We start from the raw sequence: 20,216 nt of genomic DNA on the forward strand, positions 1-20,216 counted from the left end.
ATCCTGCGTAACTCGCAAGTGCGTTCGTTGCGCGCTTGCCGCGGAAGCGCAAATGCCAGTCAACGCTCCCTCCCCACCCGCCGTTATTTGACTATGATGAAGTAAAGATTTCGCAACTTTGCCAGCTGCCGTCAAGCCGGGGTGGCGGAACCGTCAAAGCTGGCTCGCAGTCTCAGGTAGTAGAAATACGCCTTCGCCTCGGACGAGACTCAGACGGGAGTGAGGTATGGACATTTTCGGCCATTACGCATCGCGCTTCGAAGCTCGCAAGGAAGAGGAATACAGCATCCAGGAATATCTGGATATCTGCAAGAAGGATCCCACTGCCTATGCGACCGCAGCCGAGCGCATGCTCGCTGCGATCGGTCAGCCGGAGTTGGTGGACACGCATCACGACCCAAGGTTGTCGAGGCTGTTCTTCAACAAGGTCATCAAGATCTATCCGGCCTTCCGCGAGTTCTACGGCATGGAAGACACGATCGAGCAGATCGTCTCCTTCTTCAAGCATGCCGCCCAGGGTCTCGAGGAACGCAAGCAGATCCTCTACCTGCTCGGGCCTCCCGGTGGCGGGAAGTCCTCGCTCGCCGAGAAGCTGAAGTCGCTGATGGAGCAGATCCCCATCTACGCGCTGAAGGGCTCGCCTATCCATGAGTCGCCGCTCGGGCTGTTCTCGCCCGAGGAGGATGGCAAGATTCTCGAGGAAGACTACGGCATACCGATTCGCTACGTGAACACCATCGCCTCGCCGTGGGCCGTGAAGCGGCTGCATGAGTTCAACGGCGACATCACCCGCTTCCGCGTGGTCAAGCTGCGCCCGTCGGTGTTGTCGCAGATCGCGATCTCGAAGACGGAGCCGGGCGATGAAAACAACCAGGACATATCCTCGCTGGTCGGCAAGGTCGACATACGCAAGCTGGAAGACTACCCGCAGGACGATCCGGATGCTTACTCGTATTCCGGCGGGCTGTGCCTTGCCAACCGTGGCCTTCTCGAGTTCGTCGAGATGTTCAAGGCGCCAATCAAGGTGCTGCACCCGCTGCTGACCGCCACCCAGGAGGGCAACTACAAGGGTACGGAAGGCTTCGGCGCGATCCCGTTCGACGGCATCATCCTGGCGCACTCGAACGAGGCCGAGTGGCAGACCTTCAAGTCCGACAAGAACAACGAGGCCTTCCTCGACCGTATCTACATAGTCAAGGTGCCTTACTGCCTGCGGGTGTCGGAAGAGGTCAAGATCTACGACAAGCTGCTGCGCAACAGCTCGCTGTCGGCCGCGCCATGCGCGCCCAGCACGCTGAAGATGATGGCGCAGTTCGCGGTGCTCACGCGCATCAAGGATCCGGAGAATTCCAACATCTTCTCCAAGATGCGCGTCTACGACGGCGATAGCCTGAAGGATGTCGACCCGAAGGCCAAGTCGTACCAGGAGTACCGCGACTATGCGGGCATCGACGAAGGCATGACGGGTTTGTCGACGCGCTTCGCCTTCAAGGTGCTGTCAAAGGTCTTCAACTTCGATAACACCGAGGTGGCGGCCAATCCGGTGCACCTGCTCTACGTGCTCGAGCAACAGGTCGAGCGCGAGCAGTTCCCGCCGGAGAGCGAGTCCAAGCTGATGTCCTACATCAAGGAGTACCTGACGAACCCTTATGTGGAGTTCATCGGCAAGGAGATCCAGACCGCCTACCTGGAATCGTATTCGGAGTACGGGCAGAACATCTTCGACCGTTATGTGGTGTTCGCCGACCTGTGGATACAGGACCAGGAGTACCGCGATCCGAACACCGGCGAGATTCTCGACCGCAATGCGCTGAATGACGAACTCGAGAAGGTGGAGAAGCCGGCAGGCATCTCCAACCCGAAGGACTTCCGCAACGAGATCGTCAACTTCGTGCTGCGCGCGCGGGCCAACAACGGGGGCAAGAACCCGAACTGGACCAGCTACGAGAAGCTGCGCATGGTGATCGAAAAGCGGATGTTCTCGACCACGGAGGACCTGCTGCCGGTGATCTCGTTCAACGCCAAGTCTTCGCGCGAAGACCAGGACAAGCACGAGAACTTCATCAACCGCATGGTGGAGAAGGGGTACACGCCGAAGCAGGTACGCCTGCTGGTGGAGTGGTATCTGCGCGTGAGGAAGTCGTCGTAACGGCGCCAGGACGAGGCCTCTAACCGAGGGCAACAATATGGCCACGGTCATCGATCGGCGCGAGAACGGTGGCGGCAAGAGCACCGTCAACAAGCAGCGCTTCATCAAGCGCTATCGGGAGCAGATACGCCAGGCGGTGGCCAAGGCGGTGTCCGGCCGGAAGATCATGGACATCGAGCAAAGCGGGCAGGTGTCCATTCCGGTCAAGGACATCTCCGAGCCCGTGTTCCACCACGGCCACGGCGGGCGGCGCGAATGGATCCACCCGGGCAACAAGAAGTTTGTCCGGGGGGACACCTTCGACCGCCAGCAGCAGGGCGCCGGCGGCGGCGGTTCCCAGGCGAGCGACTCGGGGGAGGGCGAGGACGACTTCGTCTTCACGCTCTCCCGCGAGGATTTCCTCAATTTCTTCTTCGAGGACATGGCGCTGCCCGACATGGCCAAGCGGCACCTGGCCAAGATTGCGGAGGTGCGCAAGGTGCGCGCGGGCTTCTCGCTGGATGGTACGCCGTCCAACCTGTCGATCCTGCGCACGATGCGCAGTTCCCTGGGCCGGCGCATTGCGCTGTCCAGCCCCTACCAACGCAAGCTGAACGAACTGGAACGCGAGTATAGCGAGGTGCTTGAGCAGGACGGGCCCTACGGCGAGCGGGCGCTGGAGCTGATGAAGGAAATGCGCCACCTGCGCGCCTGCCTGGATCGCGTGCCCTTCATCGAGAAGCTCGACCTGCGCTACAACAACCGCGTGCTGCGCAAGCGCCCGCAGGCGCAGGCGGTGATGTTCTGCGTGATGGACGTGTCGGGCTCGATGGACGAGAGCCGCAAGGACCTCGCCAAGCGCTTCTTCATGCTGCTCTACCTGTTCCTGAAGCGCAACTACGAGCGCATCGACGTCGTCTTCATCCGCCACCATACCGTGGCCAAGGAGGTGGAAGAGGATGACTTCTTCCACTCGCGCGAATCGGGCGGTACGGTCGTGTCGAGCGCGCTCAAGCTGGTGGCTGAAGTGATCCAGAACCGCTATCCGGCCAGCCAGTGGAACATCTACTGTGCGCAGGCTTCCGACGGCGACAACTGGGCGGGAGATTCCGAGCTTTGCGGGCGGCTGCTGCGCGAGTCCATCCTCCCTCTGGTGCAGTACTTCGCCTATGTCGAGGTGGCCTCGGAGGAACCACAGAATCTGTGGGAGGAGTATCTTACAGTGAAGGCCGGGCACGAGAACTTCGCGATGCAGCGCATCATCAGCGCCGACGAGATCTACCCGGTCCTGCACGACCTGTTCCAGAAGCGAGCGGCATGAACGACGGCCGGTCCGGGATCCTGCCGGACCGCCATTGCTGCGCCGCGCCGGCAAGGTGAGGCGCCGCTGCGGGGCACACGCCTGTCTTGTGTGACGGAGTCAACTGGAGCGCACATGGCCTATCTCTCCACCGGCTCGGAATGGACTTTCGAACTGATCCGGCGCTATGACCAGGAGATCGCCCGCATCGCCGGCGAATTCGGCCTGGACACCTACCCGAACCAGATCGAGATCATCACTGCCGAGCAGATGCTGGATGCCTATGCGTCGTCCGGCCTGCCGGTAGGCTACAGCCACTGGTCGTACGGCAAGCACTTCCTCGCCTCCGAGCGCAGCTACCAGCGCGGCCACATGGGGCTGGCCTACGAGATCGTCATCAATTCCAATCCCTGCATCGCCTACCTGATGGAGGAAAACACCATGCCGATGCAGGCGCTGACGATTGCGCACGCCTGCTACGGCCACAATGCTTTCTTCAAGGGCAACTACCTGTTCCGCACCTGGACCAATGCCGACGCCATCGTCGACTACCTGCTGTTTGCCAAGAACTACGTGGCCGAGTGCGAGCAGCGCTATGGCGAGCAGGAAGTGGAGATGCTGCTCGACTCCTGCCATGCGCTGCAGAATTACGGCGTGGACCGCTACAAGCGGCCCAAGAGGCTGTCGATCACCGAGGAAAAGGCCCGCCAGGCCGAGCGCGAGCACTACCTGCAGATGCAGGTCAACGACCTGTGGCGCACGCTGCCCAAGCACCGTCCCCACGCGCTGACCGCGGAGGACGAGGCCCCCGAGCCCGAGCCGCAGTTTCCGCCGGAGCCGCAGGAGAACCTGCTTTACTTCATCGAGAAGAACGCGCCCAAGCTGCAGCCCTGGCAGCGTGAGATCGTGCGCATCGTGCGCAAGATCGCGCAGTATTTCTACCCGCAGCGGCAGACCAAGGTCATGAATGAGGGCTGGGCCACATTCTGGCACTACACCATCCTGCACAAGCTCTACGACGAGAAGCTGGTCAACGATGCCTTCATGCTGGAGTTGCTGCAGGCGCACACCAACGTCATCTATCAGCCGCCCTATCACAGCCCCTACTACAGCGGCCTGAACCCGTACACGATCGGTTTCCTGATGTTCCAGGATATCCGGCGCATCTGCGAGGATCCCACCGAGGAAGACTACCGCTGGGCGCCGGAGATCGCCGGCAGCGACTGGCACAAGACGCTGGACTTCGCCATGCGCAACTTCAAGGACGAGAGCTTCATGCTGCAGTTCCTGTCGCCGCGCGTGATCCGCGAATTGAAGCTGTTCTCGGTGCTGGACGATGATCGCGAGGGCAAACTGCGCGTGACGGCCATCCATGACGACGAAGGTTACCGCATGATCCGCCAGCTGTTGGCGAGCCAGTACGACCTGTCGAACATGGAGCCCAATATCCAGGTCACCAACGTCGACGTGGGTGGCGACCGCTCGCTGACGCTGCGCCATCTGCAGAGCAGCCGCCGCCCGCTGGCCCACAACTACGAGGAGGTGGTGCGCCACGTCACGCGGCTGTGGGGCTTCACCACGCGGTTCGAGGTGGTCTACGAGGATGGCCGGCGCGAGATGAAATACGAATGCCGGCCCGAGCGCCGGCACCGCAAGGCGGCCTAGCCGCGGGCGCCGGCCGGCGCCTGCGCCTGCAGGGCGCTTGTCTCCAGCACGGCCTGCGCGGCCCATGTGCCGCTCAGGGCCGCTGCGTCGGTAAATGGCGCGTTCAGGTAGTCCCCCGCCAGGAAGACGCGGCGCCCGGCCGCGCGCGGGCGTGTCCGGTAGGCGAGCACGTCGCGCGCGTGCCCGACCGGCACACAGGGCATGGCGTGCTCCCAGCGTGATACCACGCAGTCGGCCAGCGCCCGCGAGATGCCCGGCAGGTAGGCCTCCAGTTCCGGCAGCACGTCCGCCAGCACGCTGGCGTCGCTGGCGCCCAGCCGTTCGGCCGCCGCGGCATCGCTGAGCATTACATTGATCACCTGCGCACCGTCAGGGGCGGCGCCCAGCTTGGCCGCTTCGAGCGCGACTGCGGCAATGTGGCGGCGCTCCGCGCGCGGCACGAGCAGGCCATACACGTCATGCAGCACGGGCGGCGGGTGAAAGCCGGGGCGGGTCAGCAGGCCCAGGTTGATGGTACGGCTGTAGGGCGTGGCCAGCAGCCGCTGCGCGAAGACGTCGGCGTCCTGCCATGCGCGGCGGGCGTGCGGTGCCGGCATCGCGCAGACGAGGTAGTCGGCACTGGCCTCGAAGCCCGGCCCGCTGACTCGGACCGACTGTCCACGCTGCTCGATGCGCTCGACGCGGTGGCCGTAGCTGACCGGCAGCGACTGCGCCAGCCGGCGCGGCAGGCTTTGCATGCCGGTGGCCAGCGCGGTGCTGGGGCAGCGGCGCCAGCTGAAGGCACTGACCTGCAACGCCAGTGCGGCCGAGGTCGTTTCCGGCGCAAGGAAATAGAAGCCGTGCAGCACTGGCTCGCTGATGTAGGCCAGTGCGCCCGCCGCCCTCCGCTGTGTCAGCCAGGCGGCGGCGGATGCGTCGTCGAAGTCGGCCCAGGCGCTGAGGTCGTTGAGCGGCAGTGTTCCCAGCGGGCGCCTGGCTTCCCACATCGCCAGGCCATAGCGCAGCCATTCGCCAGTGCCCAGCAGACCGCTGCGCAGAGGATCGGCCGGATGCGTGGGGCGGATGCGGCGCGGCTGGCCGCCGCGCACCACGGCACTGGTGTCGCTGGCGAGTTTGAGCGCGGCGGGCAGGCCGGCGTCGACGGCAAGTTTCGGCAGCACGCCGTAGCCGGTGGAAAGGAACTGCGCCCCGCGCTCGAACAGGTGGCCGCCGCCTTCGACAGTGCTCATGCGCCCGCCCGGCGCTTCGCTCGCCTCCAGGACGCGTACCCGCAGGCCGGCCTGCAACAGCTGCCAGGCGGCGCTAAGGCCGGCGATGCCGGCGCCGGCCACCAGCACGGTGGGGGCGTCAGGCGCGCGGGAAGCCGGCCCGCCGCCGGCAGGGGGGGGATCGTGGCGAGTGGGGCGGACGGGGCGGATGGGGGCGAGGGAGGTCAGTTCGGGCATGGCGGCAGGAGGGCTGACGGCGCGCTGGCGCCGATCGGTGTGCGACAATCTTGCGGCCGCGCAGCCCGCTTGCCTACTCGCTTTCTGCTCAGTTTTCCAAGGTATCCGCCGGCGGCTGGTGTCCAACTTCAGACGAACCGCATGCCTTCCGCCGCTCCTCCCGCCGAACCCACTCGGCGCCGCAAGCCCACACAAACGCGCGCGCGCTTCACCGTCGATGCCATCCTCGATGCCGCAGCGCGGCTCCTGGCCGGGCCGGCCGCCAACGACGAGGCTCCGCCTTCCACCGATCGCATCGCCGAGCTGGCCGGCGTGTCGATCGGCACGCTCTACCAGTATTTCCCGGACCGCGATGCCATCGTGCGGGCCCTGGTCTCGCGTGAGCGCGAGGTGGCACTGGCGAAGTTGGAGGACATGGTCGCGCAGGGGGCACAGGCGCTCGCCGGCCAGGCGCGTGACCCGGCATCCGGCTGGTCGGCACAGTCCGCCCGGCAAGGGCTGCGCGCCCTGCTGGGCGCCTATGTGTCGACCTATGTACGCAGCTTCGGTGGCGAAGACGTGCCGGGGCGGGCGCTGGCGCGGCTGGCCTGGCGCGAGGACCGTGAAGAGGATGCGCTGGTGGCGCTGCGCGCCGCCAGCGAACGCATCGCCGCCCAGATGCAGGCGCTGGACCTGCCCGGCCTGCGCACACCAGGACCTGCACAGATGTTCGTGCTGACGCGCGCGCTGTTCGGCGTGGTGCGCGCTGCTTCCCTGGAGCGGTCGCCCCTGCTGGGCACCGCCGCCTTCGAGGCGGAACTGGTACGCCTGTGCTGGGCCATGCTGCGCGAGGAGGGCGACGGCGCCTGAGGCGCCGCCGGGGCGGGCGTCAGTCCAATGCGACGCCCGAGTCCTTCACCACCTTGTGCCAGCGCTCGATCTCGCGCGCGAGGTATTTTCCATAGGCTTCCGGCGTCGAGCCGAGCGGTTCGGCACCCTGCGCCGCGAGGCTGGCGCGCAGTTCCGGCGAGGCCAGGGCCTTCGTCACGGCGACATTGAGCCGCGTCACCACGTCGGCCGGCGTGCGAGCCGGCACCAGCATGCCTTGCCAGGCGCCCACCTCGAAGCCGGGCATCACTGTCTCGGCCACGGTCGGCACGTCGGGCAGCTGCGAGCTGCGCGTCGAGCTGGTCACCGCAAGAGCCTTGAGCCGTTTGTCGCGGATGAAGGGCAGCGAGGAGTTGATGGTGTCGGTCATGAACTGCACCTGGCCGCCGACGAGGTCGCTGAGGGCCGGGGCACTGCCCTTGTAGGGGGCATGCACGGCATCCAGTCCGTTGGCCTGCAGGAACAGGAAGGCGGCGAGATGGGTGACGTTGCCATTGCCCGCTGAGCTGTAGGTCAGCTTGCCGGGATGGGCCTTGGCGTACTGGATGAACTCCTTGAGGTTGCTGACCGGAAGTTGCGCGTTGACTTCCAGCACCAGCGGCACCACCGCCGTCAGCGCTACCGGAGCGAAGTCGCGCCGCACGTCGTAGACGAGCTTGCGGTACAGCGCCGGGCTCAGGGCGATCGACGACGTGTTGTACAGCACCGTGTAGCCGTCAGCAGGCGCCTTGGCCACGGCCTCGGCGGCGATGTTGCCGTTCGCGCCCGGCCGGTTGTCGACCATGACCTGCTGACCGAACTCTTCGCTCATCTGCTTGGCGATCACGCGCGATACGAGGTCGGTCGGACCGCCGGGGGGGAAGGGCACGACCAGCCGGATCGGATGCTTGGGAAAGTCGGTGGCGGCCTGGGCGGCTACCGCCGGGATCAGGCCGAGTGCGGCCAGTGCGGCCGCCAGGAACGTTCTGCGGGTGGGCATCGCGGTCTCCTCTTTCGTTGCCGTGGCTTCAGTGGCCGGCCAACAGGCGGCGTGCGGAGTACGTCATGACCTGCTCCCCGCGCTGGTTGAAAACCTCGATGGTCGAGTCGACCACGGCGCGGCCGCTGCGCGAGGTGGGACGGATGGCGTCGACGGTGACCGTGGCCCAGATGGTGTCGCCCACCACGACCGGCGCGTGGATCTTCTGCTGCAGCTCCAGCATGGCCAGCCCGGTGCCCTGGATCATGGTCTGCAGGATGAAGCCTTCGATCAGCGTGTAGGTCAGCGCCGCGGGCACCGGCCGGCCCTGGATGGCGCCGCCTTCGTAGCCGGCCTCGATGAAGATGGCTTCGACCATGCCGGTGACCGAGATGAAGTTGACCAGGTCGGTCTCGGTCACGGTGCGGCGGAAGGTCTGGAAGGCCTGGCCCTCCTTGAGGTCCTGCCAGTAGAAGCCCTGGCCGAGCCGCGGCAGTTGCGATTGCATCATGGGGTCTCCTTGTCGGTGGTGGCCTGATGGCCGGCGCACACGGCGGCGCCGCTGCGGGCCAGCGCCTCGATCTCCGCCTCGCTCAGGCCGGCGGCGCGCAGCTCGGTGCGCGTGTGCTCGCCCAGCCGGGGCGGCATGCCGATCTCGGCGCGCTCGCCATCAAAGCGCACCGGCGCGCCGGGAAAGCGCACGGTGCCCATGGCCGGATCCTCCAGCTGCGCGAAGAAGCCGGTGGCGCGCAGGTGCGGATCGTCGGCCAGTTCGTCGAGCCGGTTGACCTTGGCCACCGGAATCTGCAGCGATTCGCACAGTGCGAGCCATGCGGCCGTGGTGCGCGTGCGCACGATCTCGCCGGTCAGCTCGTACAAGGTCTCGATGTGGCGCGTGCGTGCGGCGATGTCGGTGAAACGGGCATCGGCGGCCAGGTCGGGGCGGCCGGCCGCGGTGAAGAAGTCGCGCCAGTGGGCGTCGGTGTACGGCATCATGCACACGTGGCCGTCGGCGCTCTGGTAGGGGCGGCGCAGCGGTGCCAGCACGCGCGGATAGCCCGCGGGTCCGCGCGGGGGGGCAAAATGCTGGCCGTAGAAGTGTTCGACCAAATTGAAGGCGGCCATCGATTCGAACATCGGCACCTCTACCAGCGTGCCGCGTCCTGCGCGCGCCGGCCGGCCGGCGAGGGCGGCGGCGATCGACAGCGCCGCCACCAGTCCGCTGGTCTTGTCGGCCGCGATGGTGGGGAAGTAGCGCGCCGAGCCGGTTTGCGCGGCCATCAGCGCGGCATTGCCGGACAGGCCCTGGATGATGTCGTCGTAGGCGGGGCGCCCACCGTAGGGACCGTCCTCGGCGAAGCCCAGCAGGCTCACGTAGACCAGCCGCGGATGGCGCGCCATCACATCGGCCGGCGCGAGGCCGAGCCCGCCCAGCTTCTGCGGCCGCATGCTGTGCATGAACACGTCGGCGCCGGCCAGCAGCTTGTCGAGCGCGGCTTGCGCGCCCGGCTGCTTCAGGTCGAGCGAGACGCTCTTCTTGCTGCGGTTGACGCCGAGGAAGATGGCCGACATGCCCGCCTCGGCGGATGGCCCCGTATGGCGGGTGGAATCGCCCTCGGGCGCCTCCACCTTGATGACCTCGGCGCCCAGGTCCGCCAGCCACTGGCTGGCGTACGGCCCCATCACCACCGAAGAAAGATCGATCACGCGGATGCCCGCGAGTGGCTGCATGCTTTGTCTCCTTGCCTGTCTGGTCTTTGGTGCACTGGCGCATGGTCCGGCGGACCCCAGGCTTCTATTACCGCCGGGCAAGAGTAGATCAGCGTCGCTATCGCGTCTAATATTAGATTTTTAGCTTTCGATATACCGGCGATATCAAGATGGATCTGCGTCAACTGCAGCAGTTCGTTGCGCTGGCCGAGACCGGCAACTTCCACCGCGCCGCCGAGCGGCTGCACATGGCGCAGCCGCCGCTGTCGATCTCCATGCGCAAGCTCGAGGAGCAACTGGGTACGCCACTGTTCGTGCGCACCTCGCGCGGCGTGCGCCTGACCCAGGCCGGTGAAGCCGCGCTGGACGATGCGCGCCGGGCCCTGTTCCACGCCGGGCAGGCGCGCGCGGCGGCGCTGGCGGCGGCGCACGGCGAGCGCGGTGCGCTGCGCATCGGCTTCGTCGGCTCGGCCACCTATGCCTTGCTGCCCAAGCTGATCCCCGCTTTCCGTGCCGCGTATCCGGGCATCGAGCTGGTGCTGCACGAATCCACCACGGCGGCCATCCTGGAACGATTGCAGCAGCATACGCTCGATGCCGGCCTGGTGCGCGTGCCTATTCTCAACGCCGGGGCGTTTGTGCTGACGCCGCTGGAAGACGACATGTTCCTCGCGGCCGTGCCGGCCGACAGCCCGCTGGCGGCACGCGATTCGATCGCGCTGCGCGAGCTCGCCGGCGAGCCGTTCATCATGCATCCGAGCACGGCGGTGCCCAACCTGCACGCGGTGGCGATGATGCTGTGCCAACGCGCCGGCTTCGTGCCGCGCGTGGCGCAGGAGGCGGTGCAGGTGCAGACCATCATCAGCCTGGTGGAGAGCGGACTCGGCGTGGCGCTGGTGCCGAGCGTGGCCGCGCGCTATGCCAATCGGCGCGTGCGCTTCCTGCCCCTGTCGAGCCCGCGCCCGGCCGAGCGCATCGGTATCGCGCTCGCCACGCGCCCGGACGGGGACGAGCGCCAGGTCATGCGCTTCGCGCAGATTGCCCGCGATGCGGTGCGCCAGCAGACATAGGCCCCCGGAAGGCCCTCGGGCGCCGGGATGTGCTCACGCCGGCGTGGCGCGTCGCGCGCGCGAGCCGGCGCTGCCGAGCACGCCGGCCCGCTCCAGGTCCACGCCCGGCAGCAGGTGCAGCAGCCGCACCAGTTCCGCCTGGCGGTGCGTGCCCGTCTTGCGCAGGATGTCGCGGATGTGAACGCGCACGGTATGCGGCGACAGGAACTCGCCCTCGGCGATCTCGTTCAGCGTTTCGCCGGCCGCCAGCCGGATGGCGATGATGCTTTCCTTGCGCGACAAGCCGAACAGCGAGCCGAGCACTGCGGTGTCGAGCACGGAGCGCGATTCGGAGTTGCCCATCAGCAGCATCGCGCAGGGCAGTTGCCAGGGCGCTTCGAGCGGCTGGCGCGATAGCAGCGGCATTACGATGAGCGGCACTGGCTGCCCGCCCGAGGTGACATGCATCCACGAGCCGGCAGAGCCGCCAGCGTGCCCTTGCACGGCGCTGTCCAGCAGCTCGCGCAGCACGGACTGCAAGGTGTCGTCGCGCGCGCGCAGCCGGCCGTCTTCGAGCGCCAGCTTGGCATCGGTCTGCACGATGGCTTCGGCCCAGCGATTGCTGTAGCGCACGCGCATATTGCCTTGCAGCACCATCACGCCGAAGTCCAGCGTATCCAGGCTGGCCAGGCCGAGCGCGGCCAGGCCGCTCAGTTCGACATTGCGCTGCTGCAGCCTCGCGGCACGTGCCCAGTGCGGCAATACCTGGGCCAGGCGGCGACGGCGGTGGTGGTCGTCCAGGCCGGCGTACTTCGCACGGGCGCCACTCATCAGCACGCAGACTTCGTCGCTGTTATACAGGCGCACGCCCCGCGCCAGCTCAGCCTGGCTACACAGCGCCGCCCCGGTGGCGGTGCCCGGCGCTGCCGGGGACAGGTCTGTAAAGGTGCCGCTCACACCTGCCAGGCCGCTGCCCGGCAGTTGCGCTAGGCTGTGCAGCGGTTCGGGCAGCTCGCCGCCCTGGGGGGCGAAGCAGCCATGCTGCGTCACGCCGAGGCGCGCGGCGCCCGCCAGTTTGTCCCAGACGAGATAGCGTGGTTGTTCGGTGCAGGTGTACTGCGAGAAGCGATCCAGCGCTTCGGGCAGCATGGTGACGTCGAGGGCGGACTCGTAGATGGAGTCCACCAGGCGATGAAAATCCTCGTCGGACGACGGAAGCTCACCCATGTCGATTTCTCCGGAGGCATATTGCCTCCCCCCGTATCTTTTTTCGCCGCGGCCGGCTGGCGCCGGCGCCGCGGTCATCGTTATCGGTATGCGCTGCCACTACCTGTCACATCATGCCACTGCCGTGCCGGTCCACGGCCGCATGCCGCCGTGCAGCGCCCGGCCATGTTAGCGTCGCCCTTGCGTATACTCAAAATCTTTTTCGGCGCCGCGGCGAGGGAGGCTATGGCATGCAGGCAACAGTGCATGACCCGATCTCTCCATTTCCCGATGCCTGTGCGGCACTCGTCAACTGGCCGGCTTGTCCGACCGCCTGGCCGCGTCGCTCCGGCCGCCGGTGGCGCCTTCGTTTGCGGGTGGTGCCGCTTCGCCAGGCACGCTCGGGGCGGCGGCTGCCGCAGGCGTATCGCCGCTGCGGGCTTCGGCCCCGGCCGGCTGCCCCGGCTGCGCCATGCGCACAAACATCTGCTGCGCGGCCAGGCGGATGCCGTTGGCGTCAAACTTGCGTTTAAGTCGCGCGTTGAAGGCACGAGTGATCTCGCCCTGCACCAGCGGCTGCGTCTTGAACTGCGCCAGCACCACCGGACCGTTCGGGCCGAGCTGGTCCAGGCCCAGGACATCCAGCCCCGACATCAGCTTGCGCGTGCGGCGGAAGTCGCGGAGCACCTCGGCGCCGGTCTCTCGGATCAATTGCAGTGCGCGGTCCAGGTCGCTGTCCGGTGCGATGGCGATGCTGAACACGGCGTAGGCATAGCCGCGCGACAGGTTCTTGATGATCTTGATCTGGCTGTAGGGGAGCACGTGCAGCGCGCCCTTGCCGTCGCGCAGCTTGACGGTGCGGATGGTCATCGCTTCGACCGTGCCCGCGTGGTCGGGCAGTTCGATCGAATCACCGATCGCAATCGAGTCTTCGATCACGATGAACAGGCCGGTGATCAGGTCCTGCACCAGGCTTTGCGCGCCGAAGCCGATGGCCAGGCCGACCACGCCGGCGCCGGCCAGCAGCGGCGTCACGTTCACGCCAAGGTTGGCCAGCACGACGATCAGCGCCACGGTCAGCAGCATGACCAGCAGGGCGTTGCGTACCAGCGGCAGGATGGTCTTGGCACGCAGGCTGGGCTGCGGCGCGCGTCCATGCGTGGGCGACAGCAGTTGCGTGGTGGCAGTGTCGATCACGAGCCAGAGCAGCCAGGTCAGCAGGACGGTGCCGGTGACGCTGGCCACGGCTTCGCCGATACGCTTGCCGAGCTCGGTCGACTCGGTCAGTTCCAGCAGCGACGCGCCCCAGACGCGGCTGGTCAGCTCGAAGAAGCCGAACCAGATCATGAGTCGCAACAAAGTCAGCGCAAACTTGCCGAAGCGGGCCACGTAGGCCGAGCGGCGCTGGTCGCGGATGCGCGGCGGGCGGTGCGCGGCCTGCGGCGAGCGGCCGCTCATCAGGGTCAGCAGCAGTGCCGCCACGAACAGTGCGACCGAAGACACCGTGCGGCGCAGGAAATCCTCGGCATGGCCAGTGGCAAGCAGGGTAGCGATCACCGAAGCAATCACCACGGTCAGCACAGGCAAGTGCCAGGTGCTGCCGGCTATGCGCAGCACGTCGATGAGCGCGGGGTGGGCCTGGCGCACGGCCAGCGGCCGATTGCTGATCAGCTGCCCGATGGGGCGACGGAAGCGCAGGCAGAAGTAGCCGATCAGCAGCGCGGCGGCGATGTCCGCCACGGTACCCAGCAGGGCCGCCAGGTTGAAGCCGAGGGCATTGACCACGCGGCCGTCGGTGCAGGCATTGCCCAGGGCCGCCAGCGCGCCGACGAGGTACAGCAGCCGCGGCGTGTGCGCCAGCAGGTCGCGGATCGCGCTGCCGCGGTGCGCGGTGCGAAACAGCGTGAAGATCACCTGGCAGGCGGCGGAAAGCAGCGCGCCGGCAAGGATGCTGTATGACACCAGCATGCCGGCGACGCTGGCCGGAGAGTGGGCGAAGGCGCGGTAGGCCAGCAGGAAAGTCAAGACAAAGGCCACTACCCATGGTCCGATGCGGCGCAGCATATAGACGCTCACGTCGACCCAGGACGGCAATGCCGGCAACTGCGCGTGCGCCGCCCGCCCAAGGCGCCGGTTGCGCAGCCGCCGCGCCAGTTCCCACAGGAGCCAGCCGGCCAGCGCCCAGGCACCGACCACCAGGCCGAATTCCCGCAACGAGTCGAGCGCGGTGCGTGTGCCATGCTGGGTCACGGCGTCTTGCCACTCCTGCGCGGCGAAGTTCAGGCGCAATTGCCAGTACTGCCATGGGCCCTGGTCTTTGGCGCGCAGCTTGCTATCGATCCGGTCCATCGCTTGGGCAAGCGCGCCGATCAGTCCGGCACCGCCGGCCTGCGCGGCGCTGGCCGGCACGCCTGATGCGCCCAGTCCGCGGCGGATGGCCTGGAGTTGCTCGAGCAGCGCCTTGCGCTGCTTGTCGTTCTGCAGGTTGGCAATGACCCGGTCCAGCGACTCCCCGAGCGGTTCGCTGGCGGGGGCCGCGGGTTGCGACGCGGGTGGCGTGGAGGCGCCGCGCAGTGCGGCCACGAGCGGCGATGCCGTCTGTGCACCCGCCGGGGCCGTGCAGGCCAGCCAGGTCAGCGCGGCCAGCAGCAGGAAACAAGTGAGGAATTTCCGCATCAGTAGGGGATCGTCGGCATCGATCGGTTGCAGGGCAGCGCTCGGCCGGCCCGGCTTAGTCCACTGAATCACTGAAATTGGTCGGTGCCTGCCATGCCATGCGGGCTCATCGCGTCGTTGCAAATGCTCGCAATAGCCGTGCTATTGCTGCGCTTTGCGCCTAGCGCTGATTCCCGCATGGCATGTCCTTCACCTCCCATTTCAATGATTCAGCGGACTAGGGTGGGAGGGCCTGCTACGACACTGTAGCGCATCGCTTGCCGCCAAGTATGGCCGATGGACAGGATGGCGCACATCCGGCGCGGCCCCGTGGCCTTTTCGCCGCCTTGCCTGCGCGGCCGGTCAACGGCGGCGGCCGGCCTGCCGTTTTGGGCTGTGGGGGCGCGCCCGGTCCGCGCCTGCCGGCGGTGCAGCCTTGCCTTCGCAACCGTGCTGCACGCGCCAAGGTGCAATAGTGTTTGTGTCCGGCCATCCCAAGCTCACAGCAGGAGTCCGATATGCGCCAAGCGTCTTTTGTCCAACGTCTAGCCCGTGCCGCCAGATTCCCCGGCTTGCTGACCGCCTTGCTGCTCGCCGCCCTGGGCGGCCAGGCGGCACTGGCGCAGACCGCCCCCGCTCCCGCCGGCCAGGCGCCCACCGGCACCTGCAAGGATGGCAGCAGCTACTACGGCGCCAGCAAGCACGGCGCCTGCGCACATCACGGCGGCGTCAAGGACTGGTATGGTGCGAGCGCAGCCAAGGCGGCCGGTGCGGCCCCGATGGCCGCGGCAGCCGCGCCCGCGCCGTCGGCACCGTCCGCTGCACCGACCACCGCTCCTTCCGCGCCGGCCGCGCCGGCCAAGCCCAAGTCGTCCGCAGCGTCTGCTGCGGCCGCGCCATCCGCGACCCGCGCCGCGGCGCCGGGCGGCGGGCCGGGCCAAGTCTGGGTCAATACTGAATCCAAGGTCTACCACTGCCCCGGCAGCAAGTGGTACGGCAAGACCAAGCACGGCCAGTACATGAGTGAGTCGCAGGCGACCTCGCAGGGCTTCAAGGCGGATCACGGCAAGGCCTGCGGCTGACGGCCGCCCGCGCCCCCCGTGTCGCCCATGCGCCCGCTTGCATTCGTCGCTTCCGACGATGCGGGCGGGGCGCCAATCCTCGAATCTCCATACCAGTCCGGCGCCGCGGCGCCGGCATTCTCAACACGGCGGCGCGCGCGTGAGCGCAGCGCGTCGCATCCTGGAGACGGTATGGAACTCGATGCTTCGGTGTCGGCGGTGGTGACCGGCGGTGCTTCCGGCCTTGGCGAGGCGACCGCGCGTGCGCTGGCCGCGCATGGCGTGCGCGTGGCACTGTTCGACATGAACGTGGAAAAGGGCGAGGCGGTGGCGCGCGAGCTCGGCGGGATTTTCTGCCGCGTCGATGTCACCTCGGAAGAACAGGTCGAGGCGGGCTTCGCCAAGTCGCGCGCCGCCATCGGGCAGGAACGCATCCTCCTCAACTGCGCGGGCACGGGCAATGCCTTCAAGACGGCGTCGCGCGCCAAAGAGGCGCCGGACCAGATCAAGTTCTTTCCGTCCGATGCCTTCGAGCGGATCATCCAGATCAACCTGATCGGCACCTTCCGCTGCATCGCGCGCTCGGCCGCGGGCATGCTGACGCTGGACGCGCGCGACGGCGACCGCGGCGTCATCATCAATACCGCCTCGGTGGCGGCCCAGGACGGGCAGATGGGGCAGGCGGCCTACTCCGCCTCGAAGGCCGGCGTGGTCGGCATGACGCTGCCGATCGCGCGCGACCTGTCGGGAGAAGGCATCCGCGTCAACACCATCATGCCCGGCATCTTCAACACGCCGCTGCTGCAGGGGGCGCCAGAGAACGTCAAGGCGGCGCTGGCGGCTTCCGTTCCCTATCCGAAGCGCCTTGGCCTGCCCGGCGAGTTCGCATCGCTGGCGGTCGAGATGTGTCGCAACGGCTATTTCAACGGCGAGTCGGTGCGGCTGGACGGCGCCATCCGCATGGCACCGCGCTGAGCACAGCCGTCGGCGCGGCCGGGCATCGTCGCCCGGCGCGCTCAGGCGCCGCGCGGGCGATAGCGATGCGCGCGCGACAACGATACCGGAGACGTGGATGGACTTCAGCTACCTGGCCACACTGCCCCAAGCACTGCGACATTTCGCAGCCACGCGCGGCGATGCCGTCGCCTATGACTTCGAGGGCCGGCACACCACCTACGCCGAGTTCGACCGCCACACCGACCGTGTGGCGCAGGCCTTGCGTGCTGACGGCGTGGGCGCCGGCGACCGCATTGCCTACGTCGGCAAGAACAGCGACCGGTACTTCGAGCTGTGGCTCGGCGCAGCCAAGCTTGGCGCGGTCATGGCGCCGATCAGCTGGCGCCTGGCGCCGCCCGAGGTGGCCTTCATCGCCGGCCATTGCGATGCCGTGCTGTTGTTCGTCGGGCCCGAATCCGCCGCGCTGGTGCGCGAACTGCTGCCCGGCCTGCCGCTGGCGCGCAAGGTGATTGCGATGGAGGGCGGCCAGGCGGACTGGCCGGCCTACGCCGACTGGCGCGACGCGCAGCCCGCCACGCCTGTCGATCACACGGCGGCGCCGCACGACGTGGTGCTGCAACTCTATACCTCGGGCACGACAGGGCGGCCCAAGGGCGCCATGCTCACGCACCGCAACCTGAGCGCGGGCACGCTGGCCAGCGAGACCGAGAACATCCCCTGGTCGCGTTGGAGCGTCGACGATGTCTCGCTGGTGGCGATGCCGGTCGCGCACATCGGCGGTTCGGGCTGGGGATTGCGCAACCTGTTGTCGGGCGCGAAGGGCGTGATCGCACGCGAGTTCGATCCGCGCGCCGTGCTGGATTTCATCGAGCGCGATCGTGTCAGCAAGCTGTTCCTGGTCCCTGCCGCGATGCAGATCGTGCTGCGCGACCCGCGTGCCAGGGAGGTCGATTACTCGCGGCTGAAGTACCTGCTGTACGGTGCCGCACCCATTCCCGCAGCGCTGCTGCGCGAAGGCATCGAGGTCTTCGGCTGCGGCTTCGCGCAGCAGTACGGCATGACCGAGACCACCGGCACCGTGGTGGCACTGCCGCCCGAGGACCACACCACCGAGGACGTGCCGCGCATGCGCGCGGCGGGCAAGCCGCTGCCGGGCGTGGAGGTGGTGGTGGTCGACTGGGAGGGCCGGCGGCTGCCGCCGGGCGAGGTGGGTGAGCTGATGATCCGCTCGCCGCAGAACATGGCCGGCTACTGGAAGCAGCCCGACGAAACGGCGCGCACGATCGATGCCGACGGCTGGCTGCGCACCGGCGATGCCGGCTATCTCGACGCGGACGGCTATGTCTACATCCATGACCGCGTCAAGGACATGATCATCAGCGGCGGCGAGAACGTCTACCCGGCCGAGGTGGAGAGCGCGATCTACGGCCATCCGCACGTGGCCGACGTGGCGGTGATCGGCGTGCCGGACGAGAAGTGGGGCGAAGCGGTGAAGGCCATCGTGGTGCCGCGTCCCGGCGTGCAGCCGGAGCGCGAAGCCATCATTGCCTGGGCGCGCCAGCGCCTGGCCGGCTTCAAGATTCCCAAGACCATCGACTTCGTCGATGCGCTGCCGCGCAATCCCTCCGGCAAGCTGCTGCGGCGCAAGCTGCGGGAGCCCTATTGGGAAGGCTTCGCGCGGCGCGTCAACTGACCGCGCCGTAAGGCCCCGATCCGCGCCCCCGCATGCCGCCGCCGCGGGATGCGCGGCATTAGCCCCTGCGGGCGCCTTTTTCTTTGGGCGGTGCTTGGGGGTTCGGTACTAGGCAGCGGCTTTTGCCACGATCAACCCACGCCGCTAAAGCAAGGCGCTCAGACCCGCGCCACCCAGAAAAATGCCGTCCAGCCTTAACTGAACGGCATTAGGGCGAGCGGGAGTCTCTACGGGCCGTGAACGGCCCGTTCAAAGCCCCAACACAAGCTTGGCGATGATATTCCGCTGGATCTCGTTCGAGCCAGCGTAGATCGAGGCCTTGCGGTAGTTGAAATAGCGCGGCGCGATGGGGCCGGCGTAGTCGGGGCCGACGCGCGGCGCAGCGGGACGGCCTTGCACTTCGGCCCAGGTGTCCTGCACGAAGGGAAGCGCATCGGGTCCCGTGGCGTCGACGGCCAGTTCGCTGATGGCCTGCAGCGTGTCGGTGCCCACCAGCTTGAGCATGCTGGAAGCCGCGCCGATCGAGGTGCCGGAGGACACATTGGAGAAGATGCGCAATTCCACGGCCTCCAGCGCGGCGGCGCGCAGATGCAGTTCGGCGAGCTTGCGGCGGAAGGCGGGATCGTCCAGCATGCTGCCGCCGTCGTCGCCGGGCTGGTCGGCGGCAATGTGCGCCACCTTGGCCAGCTGCTGGCGCAGCATCGGCGCGAAGCTGCCGCCGCGCTCGAACTCCAGCAGGTACTTGGCATAGGTCCAGCCCATGCCCTCCTCGCCGATGCGGTTCTCCACCGGCACGCGCACATTGTCGAAGAAGACCTGGTTGACCTCCTGCTGTCCGGGCATCGGGCCATCCAGCGTGGGCAGCGGCGAGACCGTGATGCCCGGCGTGCGCATGTCGACCAGCACGAAGCTGATGCCGTCCTGGCGCCGCGCTTCGCGGCCGGTGCGCACCAGGCAGAACATCCAGTCGGCCCATTGAGCATGGGTGGTCCAGATCTTCGAGCCGTTGAGCACATAGTGCTCGCCTTGCTCGTCGCGGCCGTGGTCGGCCCGCATCTGCAGCGAGGCCAGGTCCGAACCCGAGTTGGGCTCGGAGTAGCCTTGGCACCACCAGACATCGGAACTCAGGATGGGCGGCAGGAAACGCGCCTTCTGCTCGGCCGAGCCGAACTTCATGATCACCGGCGCCACCATCTTCAGCCCCATCGGCGACACCGTGGGGCAGCCTGCGGCCGCAGTCTCGGCCTGGAAGAGGTAGCGCTGCGCCGGCGTCCATGCTGGGCCGCCGTATTCGCGCGGCCAGTTGGGCGCCGCCCAGCCGCGCGCATGCAGCTTCTTCTGCCAGCGCACTTGGCCGGCCTTGTCGAGATAGCCGTTCTTCGATTGGGCCATCAGGGCCCTGAGCTCGTCGTCGTAGGCGTCGGCAATCCAGGCGCGGACTTCGTCGCGGAACTGCAGCTCTTCGGCGGAGAATTCGAGATGCATCGTCAGGCCTCGTTCGGTTCTGGCAGGATGTCGGTTC

The 20,216-nt window shown here is 67.4% G+C and carries 15 protein-coding genes; 8 read left to right on the forward strand and 7 right to left on the reverse strand.

Features of this window, described 5'->3' with window-relative positions; all coding sequences use genetic code 11:
- Positions 1–226: 226 nt before the first annotated feature.
- From AC1Z3O_RS21230 to AC1Z3O_RS21240, 3 genes are all read left to right on the forward strand, one after another.
- A complete protein-coding gene (locus AC1Z3O_RS21230) occupies positions 227–2,149 on the forward strand; it encodes a PrkA family serine protein kinase (RefSeq protein WP_483517864.1) in 1,923 nt (640 codons plus the stop codon).
- A gap of 37 nt (positions 2,150–2,186) precedes the next feature.
- The gene (locus AC1Z3O_RS21235) at positions 2,187–3,449 is read left to right on the forward strand and encodes a YeaH/YhbH family protein (RefSeq protein ID WP_483517865.1); all 1,263 of its coding nucleotides are present in this window, start codon (positions 2,187–2,189) and stop codon (positions 3,447–3,449) included.
- Positions 3,450–3,563: 114 nt separating this feature from the next.
- On the forward strand, positions 3,564–5,093 hold the full coding sequence (locus AC1Z3O_RS21240) for a SpoVR family protein (protein ID WP_483517866.1): 1,530 nt from the start codon (positions 3,564–3,566) through the stop codon (positions 5,091–5,093).
- Here AC1Z3O_RS21240 and AC1Z3O_RS21245 read toward each other — a convergent pair.
- The gene (locus tag AC1Z3O_RS21245; RefSeq protein WP_483517867.1) at positions 5,090–6,538 is read right to left on the reverse strand and encodes a protoporphyrinogen/coproporphyrinogen oxidase; all 1,449 of its coding nucleotides are present in this window, start codon (positions 6,536–6,538) and stop codon (positions 5,090–5,092) included. The genes AC1Z3O_RS21240 and AC1Z3O_RS21245 overlap by 4 nt on opposite strands.
- A 141-nt stretch (positions 6,539–6,679) precedes the next feature.
- On the opposite strand from AC1Z3O_RS21245, the gene AC1Z3O_RS21250 reads away from it, so the two are divergent.
- Positions 6,680–7,387 carry a TetR/AcrR family transcriptional regulator gene (locus tag AC1Z3O_RS21250; protein WP_483517868.1) on the forward strand — a complete coding sequence of 236 codons (708 nt, stop codon included), beginning with the start codon at positions 6,680–6,682 and terminating at the stop codon, positions 7,385–7,387.
- A 19-nt stretch (positions 7,388–7,406) separates the two neighbouring features.
- Here AC1Z3O_RS21250 and AC1Z3O_RS21255 read toward each other — a convergent pair whose 3' ends face one another.
- From AC1Z3O_RS21255 to AC1Z3O_RS21265, 3 genes are read right to left on the reverse strand one after another with little or no spacing between them, the layout of a single operon-like run.
- Positions 7,407–8,384: a Bug family tripartite tricarboxylate transporter substrate binding protein gene (locus AC1Z3O_RS21255; protein ID WP_483517869.1), complete on the reverse strand. Its 978-nt coding sequence runs from the start codon at positions 8,382–8,384 to the stop codon at positions 7,407–7,409.
- A 28-nt stretch (positions 8,385–8,412) separates the two neighbouring features.
- Positions 8,413–8,874, reverse strand: coding sequence for a MaoC family dehydratase (locus AC1Z3O_RS21260; protein ID WP_483517870.1), 462 nt, complete (start codon positions 8,872–8,874; stop codon positions 8,413–8,415).
- A complete protein-coding gene (locus AC1Z3O_RS21265) occupies positions 8,871–10,094 on the reverse strand; it encodes a CaiB/BaiF CoA transferase family protein (RefSeq protein ID WP_483517871.1) in 1,224 nt (407 codons plus the stop codon). The genes AC1Z3O_RS21260 and AC1Z3O_RS21265 overlap by 4 nt, the downstream gene beginning before the upstream one ends.
- A 149-nt stretch (positions 10,095–10,243) precedes the next feature.
- Between AC1Z3O_RS21265 and AC1Z3O_RS21270 the strand changes: the two genes are divergently transcribed.
- Complete coding sequence (locus tag AC1Z3O_RS21270) at positions 10,244–11,143, forward strand: LysR family transcriptional regulator (RefSeq protein ID WP_483517872.1); 900 nt, start codon at positions 10,244–10,246, stop codon at positions 11,141–11,143.
- 33 nt (positions 11,144–11,176) lie between these two features.
- Here the strand turns inward: AC1Z3O_RS21270 and AC1Z3O_RS21275 are convergent, their stop codons facing one another.
- Positions 11,177–12,349 carry a helix-turn-helix transcriptional regulator gene (locus tag AC1Z3O_RS21275; RefSeq protein ID WP_483517873.1) on the reverse strand — a complete coding sequence of 391 codons (1,173 nt, stop codon included), beginning with the start codon at positions 12,347–12,349 and terminating at the stop codon, positions 11,177–11,179.
- Positions 12,350–12,637: 288 nt separating this feature from the next.
- A complete protein-coding gene (locus AC1Z3O_RS21280; protein WP_483517874.1) occupies positions 12,638–15,004 on the reverse strand; it encodes a mechanosensitive ion channel family protein in 2,367 nt (788 codons plus the stop codon).
- A gap of 497 nt (positions 15,005–15,501) precedes the next feature.
- Here AC1Z3O_RS21280 and AC1Z3O_RS21285 point away from each other — a divergent pair, with 497 nt between their 5' ends.
- The 3 genes from AC1Z3O_RS21285 (at position 15,502) to AC1Z3O_RS21295 (ending at position 18,694) form a co-directional block, all read left to right on the forward strand.
- Positions 15,502–16,065, forward strand: coding sequence for a DUF3761 domain-containing protein (locus tag AC1Z3O_RS21285; RefSeq protein WP_483517875.1), 564 nt, complete (start codon positions 15,502–15,504; stop codon positions 16,063–16,065).
- Positions 16,066–16,236: 171 nt separating this feature from the next.
- Positions 16,237–17,019 (forward strand): SDR family NAD(P)-dependent oxidoreductase, encoded by a 783-nt coding sequence (locus AC1Z3O_RS21290; RefSeq protein WP_483517876.1) that lies wholly within the window; start codon positions 16,237–16,239, stop codon positions 17,017–17,019.
- A 97-nt stretch (positions 17,020–17,116) separates the two neighbouring features.
- Complete coding sequence (locus AC1Z3O_RS21295) at positions 17,117–18,694, forward strand: fatty acid--CoA ligase (RefSeq protein WP_483517877.1); 1,578 nt, start codon at positions 17,117–17,119, stop codon at positions 18,692–18,694.
- A 249-nt stretch (positions 18,695–18,943) separates the two neighbouring features.
- On the opposite strand, the gene AC1Z3O_RS21300 is transcribed toward AC1Z3O_RS21295, so the two are convergent.
- Positions 18,944–20,179 carry an acyl-CoA dehydrogenase family protein gene (locus tag AC1Z3O_RS21300; RefSeq protein ID WP_483517878.1) on the reverse strand — a complete coding sequence of 412 codons (1,236 nt, stop codon included), beginning with the start codon at positions 20,177–20,179 and terminating at the stop codon, positions 18,944–18,946.
- Between the last annotated feature and the right edge of the window lie 37 nt (positions 20,180–20,216).

It is taken from the genome of Cupriavidus sp. 09_S30, assembly GCF_056930435.1.

What these genes read in the sequence shown, in the direction of transcription:
- AC1Z3O_RS21295 (WP_483517877.1), top strand. Translation starts at nt 17,117, where the DNA reads ATGGACTTCAGCTACCTGGCCACACTGCCCCAAGCACTGCGACATTTC.
- AC1Z3O_RS21230 (WP_483517864.1), top strand. Translation starts at nt 227, where the DNA reads ATGGACATTTTCGGCCATTACGCATCGCGCTTCGAAGCTCGCAAGGAA.
- AC1Z3O_RS21245 (WP_483517867.1), bottom strand. Translation starts at nt 6,538, where the DNA reads ATGCCCGAACTGACCTCCCTCGCCCCCATCCGCCCCGTCCGCCCCACT.
- AC1Z3O_RS21260 (WP_483517870.1), bottom strand. Translation starts at nt 8,874, where the DNA reads ATGATGCAATCGCAACTGCCGCGGCTCGGCCAGGGCTTCTACTGGCAG.
- AC1Z3O_RS21280 (WP_483517874.1), bottom strand. Translation starts at nt 15,004, where the DNA reads ATGCGGAAATTCCTCACTTGTTTCCTGCTGCTGGCCGCGCTGACCTGG.
- AC1Z3O_RS21250 (WP_483517868.1), top strand. Translation starts at nt 6,680, where the DNA reads ATGCCTTCCGCCGCTCCTCCCGCCGAACCCACTCGGCGCCGCAAGCCC.
- AC1Z3O_RS21240 (WP_483517866.1), top strand. Translation starts at nt 3,564, where the DNA reads ATGGCCTATCTCTCCACCGGCTCGGAATGGACTTTCGAACTGATCCGG.
- AC1Z3O_RS21265 (WP_483517871.1), bottom strand. Translation starts at nt 10,094, where the DNA reads ATGCAGCCACTCGCGGGCATCCGCGTGATCGATCTTTCTTCGGTGGTG.
- AC1Z3O_RS21290 (WP_483517876.1), top strand. Translation starts at nt 16,237, where the DNA reads ATGGAACTCGATGCTTCGGTGTCGGCGGTGGTGACCGGCGGTGCTTCC.
- AC1Z3O_RS21275 (WP_483517873.1), bottom strand. Translation starts at nt 12,349, where the DNA reads ATGGGTGAGCTTCCGTCGTCCGACGAGGATTTTCATCGCCTGGTGGAC.
- AC1Z3O_RS21285 (WP_483517875.1), top strand. Translation starts at nt 15,502, where the DNA reads ATGCGCCAAGCGTCTTTTGTCCAACGTCTAGCCCGTGCCGCCAGATTC.
- AC1Z3O_RS21235 (WP_483517865.1), top strand. Translation starts at nt 2,187, where the DNA reads ATGGCCACGGTCATCGATCGGCGCGAGAACGGTGGCGGCAAGAGCACC.
- AC1Z3O_RS21255 (WP_483517869.1), bottom strand. Translation starts at nt 8,384, where the DNA reads ATGCCCACCCGCAGAACGTTCCTGGCGGCCGCACTGGCCGCACTCGGC.
- AC1Z3O_RS21300 (WP_483517878.1), bottom strand. Translation starts at nt 20,179, where the DNA reads ATGCATCTCGAATTCTCCGCCGAAGAGCTGCAGTTCCGCGACGAAGTC.
- AC1Z3O_RS21270 (WP_483517872.1), top strand. Translation starts at nt 10,244, where the DNA reads ATGGATCTGCGTCAACTGCAGCAGTTCGTTGCGCTGGCCGAGACCGGC.